Origin of the sequence: Nonomuraea sp. NBC_00507 (genome assembly GCF_036013525.1) — a bacterium.
GTDB lineage: Bacteria > Actinomycetota > Actinomycetes > Streptosporangiales > Streptosporangiaceae > Nonomuraea.
The window spans coordinates 3,003,582-3,021,814 of the sequence record NZ_CP107853.1 but is presented as its reverse complement, the minus strand read 5'-3'; the positions used below and the strand labels follow the sequence as shown (position 1 = coordinate 3,021,814).

At 64.2% G+C, this 18,233-nt stretch carries 11 protein-coding genes; 3 read left to right on the top strand and 8 right to left on the bottom strand.

Going from position 1 to position 18,233, the window contains the following annotated elements; translation table 11 throughout:
* Positions 1–273: 273 nt before the first annotated feature.
* On the bottom strand, positions 274–2,157 hold the full coding sequence (locus OHA25_RS15275; protein ID WP_327588222.1) for a DNA/RNA helicase domain-containing protein: 1,884 nt from the start codon (positions 2,155–2,157) through the stop codon (positions 274–276).
* A gap of 779 nt (positions 2,158–2,936) precedes the next feature.
* Between OHA25_RS15275 and OHA25_RS15270 the strand changes: the two genes are divergently transcribed.
* The 3 genes from OHA25_RS15270 (at position 2,937) to OHA25_RS15260 (ending at position 6,247) form a co-directional block, all read left to right on the top strand.
* Complete coding sequence (locus tag OHA25_RS15270) at positions 2,937–3,626, top strand: alpha/beta fold hydrolase (RefSeq protein WP_327588221.1); 690 nt, start codon at positions 2,937–2,939, stop codon at positions 3,624–3,626.
* Between the two features lie 36 nt (positions 3,627–3,662).
* Positions 3,663–4,547: a helix-turn-helix domain-containing protein gene (locus OHA25_RS15265; protein ID WP_327588220.1), complete on the top strand. Its 885-nt coding sequence runs from the start codon at positions 3,663–3,665 to the stop codon at positions 4,545–4,547.
* 1,229 nt (positions 4,548–5,776) lie between these two features.
* Positions 5,777–6,247 (top strand): lamin tail domain-containing protein, encoded by a 471-nt coding sequence (locus tag OHA25_RS15260; RefSeq protein ID WP_305925567.1) that lies wholly within the window; start codon positions 5,777–5,779, stop codon positions 6,245–6,247.
* Positions 6,248–7,187: 940 nt separating this feature from the next.
* Here the strand turns inward: OHA25_RS15260 and OHA25_RS15255 are convergent.
* The 7 genes from OHA25_RS15255 to OHA25_RS15225 form a co-directional block, all read right to left on the bottom strand.
* Complete coding sequence (locus OHA25_RS15255; protein WP_327588219.1) at positions 7,188–7,595, bottom strand: hypothetical protein; 408 nt, start codon at positions 7,593–7,595, stop codon at positions 7,188–7,190.
* A 7-nt stretch (positions 7,596–7,602) separates the two neighbouring features.
* A complete protein-coding gene (locus tag OHA25_RS15250) occupies positions 7,603–8,676 on the bottom strand; it encodes a hypothetical protein (protein ID WP_327588218.1) in 1,074 nt (357 codons plus the stop codon).
* 21 nt (positions 8,677–8,697) lie between these two features.
* On the bottom strand, positions 8,698–10,608 hold the full coding sequence (locus OHA25_RS15245) for a hypothetical protein (protein ID WP_327588217.1): 1,911 nt from the start codon (positions 10,606–10,608) through the stop codon (positions 8,698–8,700).
* On the bottom strand, positions 10,605–11,339 hold the full coding sequence (locus OHA25_RS15240; protein WP_327588216.1) for a TIR domain-containing protein: 735 nt from the start codon (positions 11,337–11,339) through the stop codon (positions 10,605–10,607). Before OHA25_RS15240 ends, OHA25_RS15245 begins: the two co-directional genes overlap by 4 nt.
* Positions 11,339–12,649 (bottom strand): helix-turn-helix domain-containing protein, encoded by a 1,311-nt coding sequence (locus tag OHA25_RS15235; protein WP_327588215.1) that lies wholly within the window; start codon positions 12,647–12,649, stop codon positions 11,339–11,341. The genes OHA25_RS15240 and OHA25_RS15235 overlap by 1 nt, the downstream gene beginning before the upstream one ends.
* Before the next feature lie 806 nt (positions 12,650–13,455).
* Positions 13,456–16,107 (bottom strand): glycoside hydrolase family 2 protein, encoded by a 2,652-nt coding sequence (locus OHA25_RS15230; protein WP_327588214.1) that lies wholly within the window; start codon positions 16,105–16,107, stop codon positions 13,456–13,458.
* On the bottom strand, positions 16,104–17,951 hold the full coding sequence (locus OHA25_RS15225; protein ID WP_327588213.1) for a discoidin domain-containing protein: 1,848 nt from the start codon (positions 17,949–17,951) through the stop codon (positions 16,104–16,106). Before OHA25_RS15225 ends, OHA25_RS15230 begins: the two co-directional genes overlap by 4 nt.
* Between the last annotated feature and the right edge of the window lie 282 nt (positions 17,952–18,233).

The following is an 18,233-nucleotide window of genomic DNA, read 5'->3' as shown; positions in this document are numbered from 1 at the left end:
GGAAACCCGCGAACCTACAGGGTCGCGAGTTTCGTCGTTTTGGGGCTTGCCTTGGGGTTGGTAGTCCGGGTGAGGTCGATGGTCAGCTCGCGGAGGGGGTCACTTGCGCCTGGCCTCAGCCTGGCCAGGGGGATCGTCTGTGGGACGCGCAAAGTGCTGGAGGCCGAGCGGCTGCGAGCCCATCAGGCGGCGCCGTCGGACTTCACCACCACCGTACTCTGGCCGGCATGGACGAGGCGATGCTCGCGCGTATCGCCAAGGCCAGGCGACCCCTCATACACGAGGCTCCAGCAGCCCCGCGAGGAACTCCTGCGTCGCTGGATCGACCGAGTACACCGTGGTGCCCATCATGCCGCGAGTCAGCAGCACCTTGTAGGTGTTGCGGATCAGCCGGTCCGCCTGTTCGTCGCTGACTCCCCTGCGCACCAGCGCTGGGTCCTTGCTGGCGCTGCGCACAGTGACAAGCTTGCCGTCGCGATAGACGAGGTCCGGACCGAAGATCACGCCATTCCAGTCGTACTCGAAGCCCTGCGCGGTGTAGACGCACCCCACCTGCTCGAAGCCACCGGGCGCTGAGGCCCACAAGGCACTGGCCGGAGCGTTCCCCACAGCCCTGTCACCCTTGACGTTCCACGGTCGCGCCCAGTCACCGACCCGTACGTCCGCGACCAGGCTGTCATCCCCGTTCGGAGCACTCCAGGGCCAGCAGAATCCCGCCGTCATCCGCGCCGAATACCCTGCTTTCAGCCTGCTCCTCAACAGTGCCTCTAACTCGTATGGCGACTCGGCGAGGGAAACGGTGAAGTGATCGTCACCCGTCCACGCCTCCGGAGCGCCGCCGTCCAGGCCCAGCAGCCGCAGCACCCACTCCTCGTACTTGCGGCTCCCACCGCAGCGGAACTGCGCGTCCAGATCGACCTCGTGTACGGCAAGGCCGAGAGACTGGGCGTAGGCCGTGATGTCAGCGACCCGCCCCATCTCCCCCGGCCGTACCACCTGATGCTCATCCAGCAGGAACACCGGCACCCGCGCGGCCGCGATCAGCTCGTCCAGCTGTGGCCGGCCCGTCCGCTCGGCCGACCTGGTAAACCGGTTGGCCGAGGTCTCGCGAATGCGGTGGGCCTCGTCGCAGATCAGCACATCCAGGTCGTTGGGCTTGGCGGTCATGAAGTTGTTGAAGTACTTGAACATCGCCTTCATCCGGTTCGACCCCTTGGCGACAACGCGCCTCATCGTCTCGGTGAAGGAGCGCGAACCGGTGGCATGCAGAGCCGAGTAGCCGCGATCTGAGACCTCGCCCAGCAGGGACAGCGCGATGACGCTCTTGCCGGAGCCGGGTCCTCCCGTGATGATCACTACCTGCTTCGAGTTGTCCGCCCGTGCCTTCTCCACCGCGTGCAGCACCATCTCGTAGGCCAGACGCTGCTCGGCCAGCAGGACGAACTGGTCGCGGTTCTTGATCTCGCCCGCGGCGACCTTCAGCAGCTGCTTGGAGGGCCGGATGGCGCTGGACAGCAGGCGATCGGCCGACGCAGCCCCGGACTCGGGCGCGAACTGAGACTTGAGGTAGTCGACGAACTGGCCCCTACGTGTCTTGCTGAAGAGCCGGGTCCGCTCGTCCTCGACGTGGTCATAGAGATCGTGGATGTCCGGATCGCTGGCGTTGTGCAGGTAAGCAACCCCGCGCACCGCGTTCCTGTGCTGATCGAGGGCCCCGACGAAATCGGCCAGGTATTCGCAGTAGCCCCGTACCTGCACGACCGGGTGAAGCTTGGGCCGATCGCCCATGCCCGACACCAGGACAAGATCGGCGTCGTCCTCGTACAACTCGGCCTGGCTCCACTGCTTGAGCTCGACGATCAGGTAGGAGTCGGCTCCCGTCCGCCGGTCGCGCCCGGCGAGGATGACGTCGGCCCGCTTGCTGGTTAATGGGAGTTGGTACTCGATGAGCATCTCGACGCCGCCAAGTCCGGCTTCGACCAGATCCCTGGCCAGGATCGGGATGCTTCGGTCCCAGGACTTGCGTTCACCCTTACCTGGATTGATCCCTTGGGTGGCGCGCAGGTTGTCCGCGATCACATCGCTGAGGACGCGTTCGGGCACCGACTCGGACACCAGCTGGACCAGACTTTCCGCCGAATGCCGGAAAACGGCCACGGATCTACCCCCAGGCAGCACGAAAGACTCGTGCGGTATGGGGGCGTGTCCGCCATCAGAGCGGAAGCCCGTCGGGCCGCATCACCGATACGTCCTGAGATTACCGGGATCTTCACTAAATCCAGTCCCGATCAGCCGATCGAGAGCCTCCGATGCGCGGCGGATCGCTGGGGTGGAGTGGAAGATCCGTGAACTGCAAGCGCATGCCGAAGCCAGCTGACTGTCTGGGGATGGGGCGGCCCCGGCCGCATCACTGCCCACTTGCAGTCTCTCGGGGCTCCGGCGTTCGAAAAATCGGGTCTCCTGGCAGCAAGAGGGCCCGCAGGGCGAACCTGGCCCTCAGGGCATCCTGTTACCCGTCGCTCGGCATGAGCATGAAACGTCGCCGGGATCGAGCACGTTGGGGACCGAAACCCTGTGGGGATAGGCGACACGATCGTGAGTATGACGAGGTGTTCGGCATCGTGGCCCTCGCCTGCCCGCGGGCACGCAGTGCTGACTGATCGAGCGTGCCCCGTGCTGGAAGGGCGATGTCGTCCTCATCTGCCCATGACAGCGCCGCCTCCGGGGACTGCGACGATGGTGGCGGGCCGTCGGTCGTCAACTGCGCGGGAACATTTGTCCAAGACTGATAGTCGACCGCCCGTGCATAGTCTCCGCATGAGTGAGTACGACATTGAGCACTCGCATGGGATCCACGTGGTCCATGACGGCCCGCGGCAGGCGCCCCCGTTGTTGCTCATCCACGGATCGGGGCCTCGGGCGGCTTCTGGAGCACGGTGGTCCCGGCACTGGCCGGCCACCATCACGTCATCCGGGTCGACCTCCCGGGCTGCGGCCAGTCCCCGCCCGCGCCGTCGTACGACGTGCCTGCACAGGCTGGTCAGGTGGCGGCGCTGCTGGACGACCTCGGCCTTCGTCACGTCGCCGCGGTCGGGCACTCCAGCGGCGGCTACGTCGCCACCGCGCTTGCCGAACAACGTCCCGACCTCGTGAGTTCGCTTGCACTGATCAGTAGCGGCCCAAGTCTGGATGCGCTCCTTCAGCAGCCGTTCATCCTTCGGGTCCTGTTGGCCCCGCCTTTGGGCCCGCTCCTGTGGTCGAGGCGTTCGGATGCGATGATCCGCAGGGGGATCAGCGCGACGGCCGCTCACCCGGTGGACCTCCCGGAAGACGTGGTCGCCGACGTACGGGGCATCACCTACCGCGTGATGAGGACGGTGCTGCGCCGGAACACCGCGTACATCGCCGAGCGGAGCGTGCCCGAGCGTCTCGCCGCCCTCGAGGTCCCAGTGCTGGTGATCTTCGGCGCTGCCGACCCCCGTTGGCAGCCATCGTCGGCGCACAAGTACGACGCGGTGCCGAACGCGCGGGTCGAGCTGCTGCCCGGCGTCGGGCACCTACCCATGTTGGAAGCGCCCGAGACGACCAGCAAACTGCTGCTGGGCTTCACGGCAACGGGCCGCTGACAGCCCCCCATGATCCCTGAGGCCTAGACTGGTCACGTGTTGTCGACCGGGACGCCACCTGACCGGGCGTGGGTGGACGTCGCAGTCCCACGCCCGTCGGTTCGGCTGCCCGGGGTCAGCATGGCCGGGTTCCGCCATCGTGCCCCGGCCTTTGTGGAAATCTCCATGGTCGCGTACCCGTCCGTCACCCTGCTCGTCGATCTGAGCGAGGGAGAAGGCGTCGTCTACGAAACCCATGGCCGGCACGAGCGCGGCAGTGTCGTCGTCGGGCTCCTCCCCGGCGATCTTCGGGCAACTGGCTGGGGAGTCGGCGAGTGCCTCCAGATCCGGCTGGAGCCGGTCGCGGCGGCTGCGTTGTTCGGCGCATCGACCGAGCTCAGCGGGACGGTGGTAGCCCTTGAGGATGTCTGGGGCCACGACGCTGGGCAAGCCGAGGGCAGGCTGCGCGCCGCCGCGTCGTGGGACGAACGGTTCACGACCGCGGTGGACATCCTCGGCCGACGGCTGGGCGCCCACCCACCGGTCGATCCGCAGGTCGCCTACACCTGGCGGCGGACGCTCACCAGCCGGGGGCGGGTGCGGGTCGACGGCCTGGCGGACGAGGTCGGCTGGAGCCGCAAGCGCCTGTGGTCCCGCTTCCGGTCCCAGCTCGGCATCACACCCAAACGCGCCGCCCGACTGGTGCGCTTCGACCACGCCGCCCACCTTCTCGCGGCGGGTCACGCCGCCGTCCGGGTTGCCACCGAGAGCGGCTACGTCGACCAGTCCCACCTCCACCGCGAGGTCACGACGTTTGCCGGGCTCACGCCCACGGCCCTGGCCGTCGCGCCGTGGCTTGCGATCGACGACGTTGCGTGGCCGGCTTCATCGCCAACCCAGCGCCCTGCGAAGCGTGGCGAACGCATCCCCGACCTTCCCTGAACAGCTTGCCTACACGATGCGGCTGCCACGCGCTGCGCAGATTGAGAAACCAGCCGCGTCAGGGCAGTTTCGTCAAGGCCCCCGCGGAAGGTTCGCTGGTCGCGGCTGCATCTCGAGAACTTCCTGCCCGGCACTTGCCGCGAGGAGTGTGATGCCGACGACGGGGCGCGACTCCTCCAGACGCTGGCCGCCATGACGAGCATCACGGCGTCAGCACGAGCATGGCCGGAAATTATCGGTCAGGACGTATCGCCGTGTTCATACTCATCGGCAGTGACGTTCTGCGCTCATAGCCAGTGACGCCCAACAGGCATCCAAGGGCCCCAGGGCCCGGCTGGCACGAACGGCGCCGATGACGCTGACGGCGAAAGCGCTTACGCGATCGCTGTCGAGCAGGGGTTCACCGGAACCGAGGCCGAGTTCCTCTCCTCACTCAGGGGCGAACCTGGACCGCGAGGCTCGACTGGGCCTGCGGGTGCCACCGGAAACGACGGCAAGAGCGCCTACGAGATCGCCCTAGAAAACGGCTTCACCGGAACCGAAGCTGAATTCCTTGCCTCACTCAAGGGCGCAGACGGGAAAGACGGCAAGGACGGCGCTCCCGGCATCAGGTCCACGCGCATAATCAGGGCAGAGTTCCAGAACCACTGCGGAGGGTTCTACGGTGCAACCCTTCAGTGTGCCGATGGCGAGGTAGTTATCGGCGGTGGTCAGCATATCTGGTGGCATCCGTCTCCTGGCACTATCACCACAGTTAACGAACCAGTACGGAGCGATGGAACGCCCAGCACAAGGGATTGGACTGTCCGAATCAAGATTCCTGAGGGAGAAACCATCCAAACCGGTGCGCTCGCCTTCGCGATCTGCGCTCCGTCTGCGTAGTTCGAATAGCAGCGGCAGCTTTAATTGGAAGAGCTCATGCTAGTCAGGGGCCGATTTCTCAATGAGATCGGCCCTCATCGTTCTCTCCTCCCAGGCCTCCGGAAGACGCAGCTCTGGACGTGATCTTTAAACTGCGCAGTTTTGCACTGTCACGGTATGGTCCCGTTTGACGGTCTTTCCGACATCGTGTCCGCTACGAGCGGCACAAACCAGGCCGATCCCCCCATGAACGACCGGTACGCAAAAGCTCTATCGGATACCAAACCGATGCAGGAACGTTCCATCGATATCTTAATCCCATCAATATGATTGATTTGGATCATTTCCCCCACCCCAGGAGCATCCCTGTGCGTACCCGATCTCTGCTGACGGCCGCCATGCTGGCCGCTGGCGTGGTCGTCGTCTCCCAGCCCGCCTACGCGGCGGGCCCGGCCATTCAAATCACCAAGATCTACTACGACTCGCCCGGCTCGCCAGACTTCGGCGCGAACAGCAGCCTGAACGGCGAGTACGCACAGATCAAGAACACGACCAAGAAGGCCGTCAGCCTCAAGGGGTGGACCCTCCGCGACAAGACGAACCGGTCGGATCACGTCTACACATTCGGCGCATTCACCCTCGGAGCCGGGAAGACGGTCACCGTGCGGACCGGCAAAGGTAAGAACACCACCACCACGCGCTACTGGGGCAGGAGCGGGGGGACCTTCGCCTACATCTGGAACCAGGCCAGGGACACCGCGTACCTGCGGAACCCGTCTGGCACGCTGGTGGACTCCTGCTCGTACAACTCGACGCGGGACGACTACAAGATCTGCTGACCTCGACCGGACATGCAAACGGCCCCCGGCAGGTGCCACCGAGGGCCGTTTCCATCGTCCTCAGCAGACCGCGGACACTTGCCCCCTCCGCTGGGAAGCCGGAGTCTGTGAAAGTCAGCAGATCGCTGACCCAGGACCGTCTCGAAAGTCACACGGCATAGCCCTACATCTGACGGCACCTGTTGACACCGTCTTATCCTGCACAGCGCGCTCAACTTCGGCATCGATCACGCCGTTGACGAGGCCGGCGCCCTTCCTCTCGCTTCAACTACCGCTCCTGGCGCTGCCCGAACGCGTCCTCACCCGTAACGTTGCCCGGTACCTCCGGGTTATGGCCGTTGAGCCGCTACGATTCCGGTGCTCGAGCCGGGCAACCTGCGCTCCGGGTCGGCCACCGGATGACGTGGTTGCTCTCGCGGCTGGAATCGGGGACATGCACGGGATGATCTTACTCGGCGCACGCGCCGTGTTAGGCCATTTGCCCAGCTCAAGCGGATCAATCAGGAGGAATAACCTCCACTCCCCTAAGAAAGGTGCCAGAGTACCGCCCAGGACAGAAGTGCTTGGAGCTGCTGGCCAGTGATCAGGGACCGTCATTGCGCGGCACGGCCGAAGTTCTCCCTGTGGCTTGGCCGGCTACCTGGCGGTGGTAGGCGACATGCGCGATTTTGATCGTGTGTTGCGGAGCGAGGCGGAGACTGCCTCTGATCCGGCTGGCGACTTCGTCGTAAACGAGCAGGTCGTCGGGCCGGCCCGTACCCGTACGTCTCCAGGAACGCATCCCGGCCCATCCGGTCGTACTCCGCCATGGCGGCGAGGATCATTTCACGACGAAGATCGGAGAGTCCCACAGCGAAAGCTTATGGGCCGATTTGTCGCAGCAAAGGCTGCATGGACTCCGGCTCCGTACACAGCCCTCCTCCACCTGACAAGATCTGCCTTAGGTCGTATCCGGCGGAGCGTAGAAAGTGGACCCGTCGATCCGTCCGGCCTGAACGACCACGCCGGACCGCACCACCCCGCTGATGTGGTTGTAAACCGTGCCCGTCGGCGAAGCCGGAAGGCTCCGTAGGGCATCGGCCGAGTCCGGGACCTCTTGGAGCAGCCTCAGCAGGCGGGTCCGCCACTCAGCCTCGATCGCGGCCGCGCGCGCACCGTCGCCGCGCGTGAGGGCGTCCACCAGGTCGGCACGGGAGGTTTCCAACTCCCGCAGCACGTCATCGTCATTTCCCGCCCGGCCAAGCATGCCTGCGAGCCCCTCTTTCGCCTGCGCCCACGCGTCGGAGATCATCAACGTGATCAGCGTGGTCGCGCCAGAGGTTGCCAGCGCCACGAGCTCTGCTTCCATGATCTCCTCAGATCTCCTCGTCCCACCCGTTCGGCTGGGAACCGTCCGGGCCGTTCGGGCCGTCGTCGTCCTGCGGAACCTCCGCATCGCGAGGAGGCTCTGAGTCGGACAGCCCGAACCTGCGGAGGAGCTCATCGGCTACATCTGGCTGGCCATAGTTGCCGACCAGCAGAGCTACCTGGTGCGTGAACAGGTCCCGCTCCCGTAGATCTATGGTCCGCAAGAAGGCGGCCAGGTGGTCCACCGGCGAGCTCCCATTCGGAGACGGTGTCTCGCCGAACGGCTCGAAAGGCATGCTCGCGTAGCCGTTCGACTCAGGCAGCTCTCTGTTGTTGGCCGCCGAGGTGAGCCTGGCAAGCAGGCCGAGGTCATTCACCGTCCTCTCCACATGGTCGTCGTTCTTGACCAGCCACCACACCACCGCGCTGCCGGTGTCTTTGAGCACGTCCTCACCGAGGTACTCGCGCTTGCTCTGCTCATATTTGCGACCGTGTTCCCAGACCACCTTGTCCTTCCGTACGGCGGCCAGCTTGTTCAGGCGCTCCTGGTCCTCCGCGGAGAGAGTGACCTGGATGGATTCGGCCATCGCCTGGACGCAGTCGGTGGGGTCCGGCTCCATCGAGCCCAGGAATCCGCCCAGTTCGTGCGCGACGAGCGAGGCCCGGCTCGGTTCACGGTGCTCGGTGATCTTCTGGGCGCGTTTGAGGATGGCATTCACGGCCAGCGCCTCCGGATTGACGCGTCGGTCGTCCCATGTCCGCTGGAGCGGTGACCACAGGATGGTGGCGGAGAACAGGAAGTCGTAATCGTCCTCCTCGCTCGGCAACGGTACGTTCTCTACCCGGTGCTGGCGAGGCTCTACTGGAGGCGGGGGTGGGGGCACGTAGAGAGTTGTCGGTTCTGTCGGGGTACTTGCCCGGCGTCGAATCATGGCTCTGATCGGCGGAGCCGCCCCGGCAACGAGCGCCGCCGCGAGCGCCGGCAGCCATATCTGGCGGGGAGCGAAGGTGATGAGGCCCGCCAGTAGGAGCCCGCCGACGACGTAGAGGTAGATCATGACCGTGTTGCGGCCCGAACTCATGGTGCCCTCCACAGTGATTGATCAGCTGACCTGGATACCTTGGGCGGTGCAGATCTTCCGTAGGACGACGTTGAGAAAGGTGGCGGAGCGTTCCCGGTCATCCGCCGTGGAGCGGGACAGGCTGCGAGCCTCGGTGTACAGACGGCCTAGGACCTCGCCGCGCTGCTCGCTCCCGTCGATGAGGATGTCGACGAGCAGGTCGCGATGGCGATCATCGTGAAGGGCCGTGATGAGCCACTGCCGCAGCCTTCCTTGCCAGGCCGCCTCGGCGCACTCGCAGAAGACGCGTCTCCACCCCTCGGTCAACATGGCTCGTACCTCGGCTTCGGCGACAAGCGGCCGATCGCGGCTGCCAGGGGCGGTGAACGTGGCGGGATCGGCGAGGTCGATGAGGAGTTCGACGTCGATCGGCCACTCCCTGCCGTTCATGGGGAGGCGGGTGAGCCGGACAAGCAGCAGCCGGCGGAGCCATGGGTCGCCCGCAACCATTTCCAGCAGCGCCGTACGGGCATTCGTGCTGCGGCTCTCGCGCCGGGCCCGGTGGTGGAGGCGCACTACGGCCTGGTCAGGGTGGGTGACGGCGATGACCTCGGTGCACATCCTGATGATCACTTGAGCCAGCGACTCGGAGAGGTGGGCGTCGCGCGCCCAGTTGTAGATCTGCTTGCGGAAGAACATGCCGTGTTCCTCCGCTGTGAGCGCGCGGCGCAGCGCTCGGTCGGCCGCCATCTGCCTGCGGTAGGTCATCGGCCCTTTGGTCCACTCGGCAACTGACTCGACCAGGGCCTGCCGGTACCTCGGGTGCAGGCACTGGTCCGCGAAGCGCGCCGCCAACTGGTAGCGATCGTTGTCAGGCAGGCTCGGATCGTCGATCATCTTTCCGACCCATCGCTGAATTCCGTCCCGTAACCCCGGCATGTGGTGCCAGAAGAGTGCGCGGACGGCGGCGTCGTACCCGAGTTCCTTGAACCGTACGTGACCGTTGTCGTCTAGGACTGCATCGATTTCGCCGAGGCTTGTGACAAGATCGGCACGTTCCAAAGAATGTCGTTCGTCGGCATAGCCAACGACGTCGAGCAGCCCTACGGCCGCGTTATGGATGTGGTCGACATGGGCGTTGTGCAGCATGGCCGTGGCCAGGAGCAATGCCCGCTGCGGGCCGTGACGCAGCTCCTTGATGGCCTCAGCCAGCCCCGTTCCATGGCCCGCGTAGGCGCCTTCCGCGGATTCGTACCAAGCAGAGCATGAGGCTTCAGATGCGTTCTTGTATGCCGAGACAACGAGATCAGCGAACTTGGCGATCTCCCTGACGGGCCGCTCGGCCCTCAGGAACTCGGGTGGAGGGATGCTCACAGCCCCCGGTACGCCTGCCAGCCGCAAGTAGCGGCGAAGCACCTCTTGGGCTGGAGGACGGCCGATCCTCGAGTGGAACCGGCCGAACTCGGGCCAGAGTCCTTCGCGTCCTTTGTCCGGCAGGACGATCACCAGGAGGGCGGTGTGATCGACGACCATCTTGCGCAACGAGGACAATTCCTCCTGGAAACAGCGCCAGGCCCGCTCGTCGGCTCGTGACAGGTCCAGCCACACGCGGTCGTCATCGCCAACGGAGGCCGGTTCCAGCCGGTATCGCCCGTTCTCTTCCTCCCACGCCAACTCGTGGAACCGTTCGGTGCCGGAGGACAGCTCGCGCAGCAGTACCTTCGCGGTGGCGATCCTGCCGCTACCGGGTGCGCCGTCCAGGAGTAGCGTCCGGCAGGTCTCGAGGATGTCGCTCGCCCGGCCATGGCCGGGCGGGTTGACGAAACGCCGCCAAAGCCAGTCCAGCTCCTCGATGAAGGTCAATCGGGGGCCTCGGCCCCGCGCCGCCTCCATGTAGTAGAGATCTCCAGTTCCCGTGTGCACAGGCCCGTGGACGTCCGAGACCTCGGTCAACTTTCGTCCTCCTCTTTCCGGCGGGCTCCGCCGAAGTCATGCCGGATGCCGCCCTGGTTGCCGCCAGCGATGTACGTCGCGCCGGTCCCGGAGACGTGGGGGGAATGGTGGTAGAGGTCACCCTTGCCGGTGTGGACCGGTCCTTGATTGCCCTTGATGACCGTGCCGACGTCGCCGGTGATATCGCGGCTCTGGATGGCGGTCCCTTGGACTTCGCCGACCGAGTTGCTCACGCTGCCGTCCTTCGGTTCCTGGCGGATGGATCGATCCACGGCCTTGAGCCGGGGCAGTTTCGCGGCCAGCAGGTCACCGATGCGAGTGAGACCTGACTGCAGGTCATGGAGGTCCAGCCGCACCGATTGCACGTCGGCGAGCCGCTTCAGCGCCTCGGGCAGATCGGCGGGATTCAGGCGCTCGGTCTTCCTGCCGTCCAGGACGGGGATCACTTCGATGCCGCAGGTGAACGCCTCGAGGATTTCCCTGCGTACCCAGTCGTTCTCATCGTGCAGTTCGGGACGCCTCGACCAGTTCTCGCCCACGACGACGAGCACGACGGAGCTGCGGCGTACCGCGTTGATCAGCTCGCGAGGATACGCGGCCCCGGGCGGGATGGACTTGGAAGCGCGGAAGACGTGCTCATTTCCGAAACGGTGCGAGAGATCCCGCTCGATCAGAGCCGCGATCTTCTCGGCGTCCCCTGTGCGGTAGTTGATGAACACCTCGTACGTCACTAGATGCTCCTTCTCTGGATGTGCGGGTTGACCGCTTGCAAGACCGAGGCGAGTTCCGGCGCCAGCTCGCATGCCGCCGGATTTTTCGGATGACGAGCGAGCGTCCGAGAGAGAGCGCGCATGTCCTGTGCGATGGTGGCCGAGCTCACGGTGATGGCGTTGCCAAGCAGTTGGCTGGCAAGGTGACAGGCGTGCTCGATCTCGCCCGCCATGGCGTGGGCGAGAGCATGACGCATGCCGTAGCGAGCGCGGGTCCGCAGCGCCTGCGGCGGCACGAACGCCAGCTGCCTGCCGATGACCTCGGCCGCTTCCTGCGGTCGGCCTAGATCATGTAAGCACCAGCCCGTGATCATGCCGACCGGGTCGGACAGATTGGTCGTGCCGATAACGGGTGACTTCGGGTTGGGCACGTGCTGATCCAGTAGGGCGCGGGCCTGGTCGAGACTACGCATGCACGAGTCGTAGTCACCCGCGAGGGCGTGCCCCTGTGCCTCGCGCTGCGCGGCCAAGCCACGGATGCGGGGCGGCAGCCCGGTGCTCTGCGCCCGCTTCGCCAGCTCGATCGTCTGTGGCGGATCGTCGCGATACAGCGTGACCAGTGCGTGGCGGACGTGCCCGTACGCGGCCAAGTCGCGATCGCCACCTGCGGCCGCGAGGTCGATCGCCCGCCGGGTCCACCACAAGGCCGCCTGATCGTTGCCGATCTCCTGCATCATCCACCCGGCGTACTCGGCGTACCGCGAGGCGAGCCGCAAGAGCCCGACCCCGGTGCTTGGCCCCGTACGAGAGGACAGCTCCTGAAGCGAGTGGATCTGGGCGATGAGCGCGGGTAGCAACAGCTCCGGGCCGGCCACCTGACCAAGCTGACGGTAGTGGTCGAACAGGGCACGGGACATCCCCAGCAGAGTCGTGTCCTCGGCAGGGAAGGCGATGTCCTGGCGACCGATGCTCATGCTGGCAACCGACGCGACGCCCATGGCCATCACCTGTCGCCGGCTCAACGGCTGAAACCAGCTCTGCCCGTTGCCGGACAATTGCATCAGCCACACCTCCTCCTCGCTGCTTCTCGCTTCGGTGACGCCCGTGGCGGTGGGCCGGATGGGGACCAAGGCAGCGAGATCGCCTGCGGCGCCGAGCGCGGTGTCACACAGGCGGGCCAACTCCTGGCTGGGTGCTTTCAAACCCCTCTCGACCTTGCTCAACTGGGCCTTGCTGTAGTGGACGAGCTTGGACAGGCCAGTGAGGGTAAGGCTGGCGGCGAGGCGTCGCCTACGTAATTCTCGGCCGAAGCAGGCGTGCTCTTGGACCACCTTGGACCTCCCGCACAGTCACGGAACCGAGAGTCACTGCCTGTAAGAGTGCGCCAGCGGTGCTGGGTGGACAAGGCCGGTCTTCTTGTTTCCCGTTTCCAACTGAATGGCGGCTGCTTGCCGAAGAACCGTGTACTGGGTGGATGTCGTTATGGATTAGCCGATGCTCATAATTCGGGCGCGTCATGCCGGGTGGAGATCGGCGATCTCCCCGGCCACGCCGGATCACGGCTGTCCTCCATGACCTACAGGTTCACCGCCAGCGGATGGCCACGTGGTGCGGTGCAACGCCGCACCACGCAGGTTCTATACGCACCTGAAGCGTGGCTTCCGGATTCAGCTCGCTACAGCACTAGACGTGAGATCACGTAGCCCAGGCCATCCAGACTGCTTGAAGTGGGATGGATGACCCTGACGTGTCAACGTGGGCCCCTGACCAGCCGAGACACCGCCGCTGGAAAGAAGGTTGTCGGCGGCAATGGAGGCGTTGTCGCACACGCGCTCGGCATCATCCCTGACGTGGTCGTCACCGCCGACAGCCCGTCCGACAACGCCATACACCGGGGATATGAGCGGGATGATCTTGAAAAGCTCACGTATTGCTTAGAAGATTTATCCAGCTCAAGCCACCAGAACACCCGGACTAGCCCCCGGTCTCCTACAGCGGGCGTTATGGCCGCCGCGTGCTTCCGCCCTCGGCCCTGCTCGTCTCCGGGCACCTCACGCTCACTCAGGACCACGAGGTTAGCGAGCTCAGAGCAGACGGTCATAAGGAGCACGAGGCGAAAAGGCACTGTAGTGAGCACCTAACGGTGCACCGGAGTCGACGTGGTAGATACGTTGTAGCCCCGTACCCTCAGGTAAGGCAACTGCCCGTGCAGCGCGGCCGTCTCGTAGGTCGCGGTGATGCTGGTGGATTCGCCGGGCCAGAGCGAGAGGTAGTTGTCGCTGTAAATGACCGGCAGGACTTCCCTGCCGTTGTCGCCTGCCGTGATTTCGGGCCGTACGAAGAAGGCGAGATTGGTTGGGCTGGCATTGGTGAGGGTGATGGTGACGGTCTCTCGGCCGCCGGACAGGGAACGGCTTGCCGCGGCCTCAAGGTGCCGGTTGGGAGCCAGCCTGTTGAGGCCGCTCAGGTCCGCGAAACCGTCGATCTCCGTCTGGTAGTGGTTATCGGCGTTGCCGAGCGCGTCAGGACGCGTGGAGTACCAGTAGAGGTTGTCGCTGACACTCGAGCCGTTGGCGTCCCGGAGCTGAAGCCGCAGGAAAAACGTCCTCGACAGGCCGGTCAATGGAGGAATTTTCAGCACCCGCACCGAGGCATTGGCCGGGGAGGAGACCTGAGCGGTGGCCGTGTACTTCCGGGTCAGAGACGGGATGTCATAGACACTCGCCGTCGCGGTCAGTGCCGTGCGAGCTGCGAGGGTCGAGTTGACCACGTGCACGTTCCGTGTGAGGTAGTCATAGCTTGCGTGGATCGGCTCGGTGGCCTTCTTGGCGCCGAAATATCCGCCGCCTGGCTTGAAGTAGTAGTCATAGAGGTTCCAGTGGAGCGACGGCCACGCGTTGTTCAGCATCCAGAAGATGGTGCCGAACGTCTGGGTGTGTTGACGTGCGCTCCAGGCTTCGAAGAACGATCGAGTGGTCTCGTAGTTCTGCAGCTCGGATTTCCGGGAAAAGTCGTCGGCGCCGTTGGCTTTGCCGTATCTCTTGTCGACTCCGTCGGTGTACGGGGTGATGTGGTCGAATGGGGTGCCCGGCTTGCCCGCGTGGTAGTTCCAGACTGTGCCGATCGGCCACCGGTCGTCCGGGGGGATGAACCGTTCCAGGCTTTCCAGTGGTGGAGGGGCTTGTGCGCCTTGCTCGGCGGTGGTGCCGAACGCACTGCCCGATCGGCTGGGGTCCCACCACAGCACGGGTGGCTCCCATACGTAGGGCCCGTCCATCTTCATGCCGGCGTTGGGATCTGCCCAGGTGGCGACGCTGTCCAAGGTGGGATTCTGCCAGTGCAGCATGCGGGCGATGCGCTTGTAACCGTCCAGTCGTGCCTCAGTGGGGGGCCGGTCGCTCCCGTACGTCCACAGGAAGCTGCTGGCGTGATGACGCAGCGCCCTCATCTGGCTGTCCAATGAGGCGTAGGCCACTCGTTCTTGCTCCGGAGACCAGCTCCTGTCGTTCTCCCAGGCGCTGCAGCAGACGAAGCCGGACATGAGCATGATCCCGGCCCTGTCGGCCAGGTCGTAGAGTTCCTCGTTGCCGAGAGTGCCCTCCAGACGGATGGTGTTGAGGCCCATGTTCTTGGTGTAGTCAATGTGAGCCTGGTTGGTTCTGGTGTCCCAGCGCTGGAGCAGGTCCCAGACGTATCCCCCACCCCGGAACAGGATGGGACGGCCGTTGACCTTGTAGCCGGCAAAGGACGTCCCGTTGACCGTGGTGCGGTAGCCGGTGAACTGCCGGACGCCGAAGTCGATCGACTTGCGGTCGGACGTCGATCCCGAGACCGCGGCGGTCATGGAAAGACTGTAGAGCTCCGGCTCGCCGAACTGGTGAGGCCACCACAGAGCGGGATTGGCGACGTGGAGCTGTGAGTGGGCCTTCGTGTCGAAGGTGACATTCCTGCGTTGGCCGGGGGCGAGCGTCACCTCCTTGCTGAAGGAGATCGTGGGCCGGCCGGCCTTGGTGATGGATCCGCTGATGGTCGCGGTCACCGGGGTGTCTGCCGCGTTGATCGCGTCGACGTACACGGTCAGGTCTGCCGCGTCCGTCTCGGGCAGGGGGAGGGTCGTCTTGACATACGGATCCCTCAGCGCGACAGCGCCGGTCGTGTCGAGAAGCGTCTTGCCCCAGAGACCGGCGTTCATGTCGGGGGCCTCAGGGTTCCAGTCGACGGTGCAGAAGGAGAGGTCGTGGCAGTCACGCGCCGGTGGGGTGACGCGGATGGCCAGCGCATTGGTTGTGCCGGGACGGATGCGCCGGGTGACGTTGTACTCGCGGGTCACCATGGTGCCGACGGCGTCGGGATCGAGTCGCCGTCCGTTCAGCCAGATCTGCGCGCGGTAGCTGATCCCTTTGAACCGGAGCCAGTACACCTGTCCCGCTGAGGTGCGGACAGCGGGGAACTCGCCTCGGAACCACCACTCTTGCTGGGTTAGGTCGGGGACTTTCTGGAGGTTCGTCCCGAAGAAGATGTTTTGGTGGACGCCGTTTGCTACCAGGCCTGCCAGGACAGTGGAGGGAAGGGTGATCGGGTGCCATCCCGCGGTGTCGTAGCCGACCTGGGAGATGGCGGCTCCGGTGTCGGTGACGTCCTCCGCTGATCGGAGTGACCAGCCTCGGGTCAGTTCGGAGGAGCTGACGGTGACGACACCGCCGGTGCCTGCGACACCGAAGCCGACGATCAGCGCCAGGATCATGATCAACCAGCTGAACGGCGCACGTCGTGAGCGACGGCCGGTCATCTACCGTAGACCTGCATCTCATAGAGCGAATACCCGAACCTGGTGCCCCGTTCCGTCCCGTACATGCGAACGTATCTGCCCGTGCCGGAAAGACCAGTCAGATCGTCCTCGTTGCCATCGCCGGCCGCGGTTTCATAGACGGTCGTCCAGACGGCGGCGTCGTTCGACACCTGGATCTGGTAGGTCTTCCCGTACGCCGTCTCCCAGAAAAGTCTCACGCGGGAGATGGTCTTGGGCGATCCGAGATCGATCTGGAGCCACTGGAGGTCCGTGAACTCGAGGGATCCCCATCGGGTGGTGAAGTCGCCGTCGAACGCCTTTTCCGGCCCCAGCGCCGCCTTCTCGATCGACGACGACGTGGCGGGACGGGCGAGGGAGAGCAGGCTCTCGGCAGCCTTGGTCTCCGTGGTTCCGTTGAACTTGATCGTCACGCTCCACTCCCCAGAATTATCCTCAACGAAATCGTCATTTATGCCTAGATAGAGTCGTCCGGGCTCGGCTATCTGAACGGAAGCTTCGCGGCCTACCTCGAACACCTCGCCATCGCCGACCTTGCCAATGAGCGAGTAAGGGTGAAGTCCTGGCCCAGGAAAGTTCCGACCGTATGGCGCTATCGTAGAAGATTGACCTTGCGGAGAGTAGATATCGATATTTGGATCGAGCGCCTCTGACGTTTTTACCATTCCGTCAGAGACAAACTCAAGCCGCCCGCTCTCAACATTGATGCCCGAATCAATCCAGTACTGATTGGCCGGGACTAGACGCGTTTCTTCGAATGAGAAATTCGCCTGTGATGTTGCGTCGGGACTGCCAATCGGAGCTTGAGTCGTTTCTGTCCCGCCTTCGTCCGTGGGTTCATCACTATTAATATTTACGAGGACGACGATGCCTGTCAGTGTGAATAGGATAAGGAGCGTCGCGCTCAAGACGAAGATATTCGACAACCGCCTCTGTGATCCATGCGTTTGCCTTTTTGCGGGGGACCGCTCGTCCGAGTCGGTGTCGTCGTGCGGTACAGCCGGGATGAAGTCTTGCGGCCTGATGGGCGGGAAGCGACGGCGGACCAGCGCAAGCAATTCCGCTCCCACCTGGCGAGCTGTTATTGGTCCGGTATTCGCGTCGGTCGTCCCCTTAGAGCCTAGGGCATCCTTCCGAGCCCCAAGAGCGGACTGAATCAGCTCTGCCACCGCGACTCCTCCGGCAATGACCATGGCACCGAGAACGAGCCAGAATCCGGTTCCGATGAGATCCGTAGCGCTGTATCCCAGCGCCGATATTCCGGATTGGTCGAGGAGGTACAGGGCGTAGCCGAGGGCGATGACATAGATAAGCACGACCAGAATCGTGAGGGCTAGCACGACGGTAGATACATTATTGCGGGTGTGGGAGGTTACGTTCGATCCACAAAGCCGCAACCCTGCACCGGCTATAGCAACGCCGGCTGCTGGAACCAGCCAAAGAACTTTCTGTGTGGCCTCCTCAGAGGGCATGTTAGCCAGATCCGAGGCAGTAAACGAACCTAGAATGGGCAGAGTACCCATGGGTAGCGTAAAGAAGAAGAGCAGCGTCAACATTCCTGCGACGAGAAATGAGACGGCAGCCAGGCCTTTGCCTGTCCTCGAACTTAGTGTGTTGGCCCTCGGTTCTTGGAGGTGGCCACCATGCGATAGGGGTCTGGTGGTCTGGGTATCGAAACTCTCGGCGGCCTTGGCCGAATCGGCAAAGTCGGCGGCTCGCGACAGAAGCCGCTCCTTGGCGAGAGCAAATTCTTCGTCTGTGAGGCAACCGTCGGAGTGCAGCTGCGCCAACCGTCTGAGCTGACTCACTATATCGATATCACCCATTGGAACTCCAGGCCATAGGCCTCGGATAACAGCGTCAGATGGTCCGCCCGTCGCTCCTTCTACAACGCTAACCAGCAGGCGTAGGCCTAAAGCAAGACCACCTGTTCGAATCTGACGTGGATATGGTGAATCTGTGAAGTTCTCGGGCCGCGCGACGAACGATCATGGCGTCCAACGATGTTGGACGCCCTCAGCACCGGGAAGCCCAGGCCAAGAGCAAAGTATGCGCTGACACACTGAGATCTACGAAGCCCTTGCAACCGCTCAGCACGGCGTGTGTGC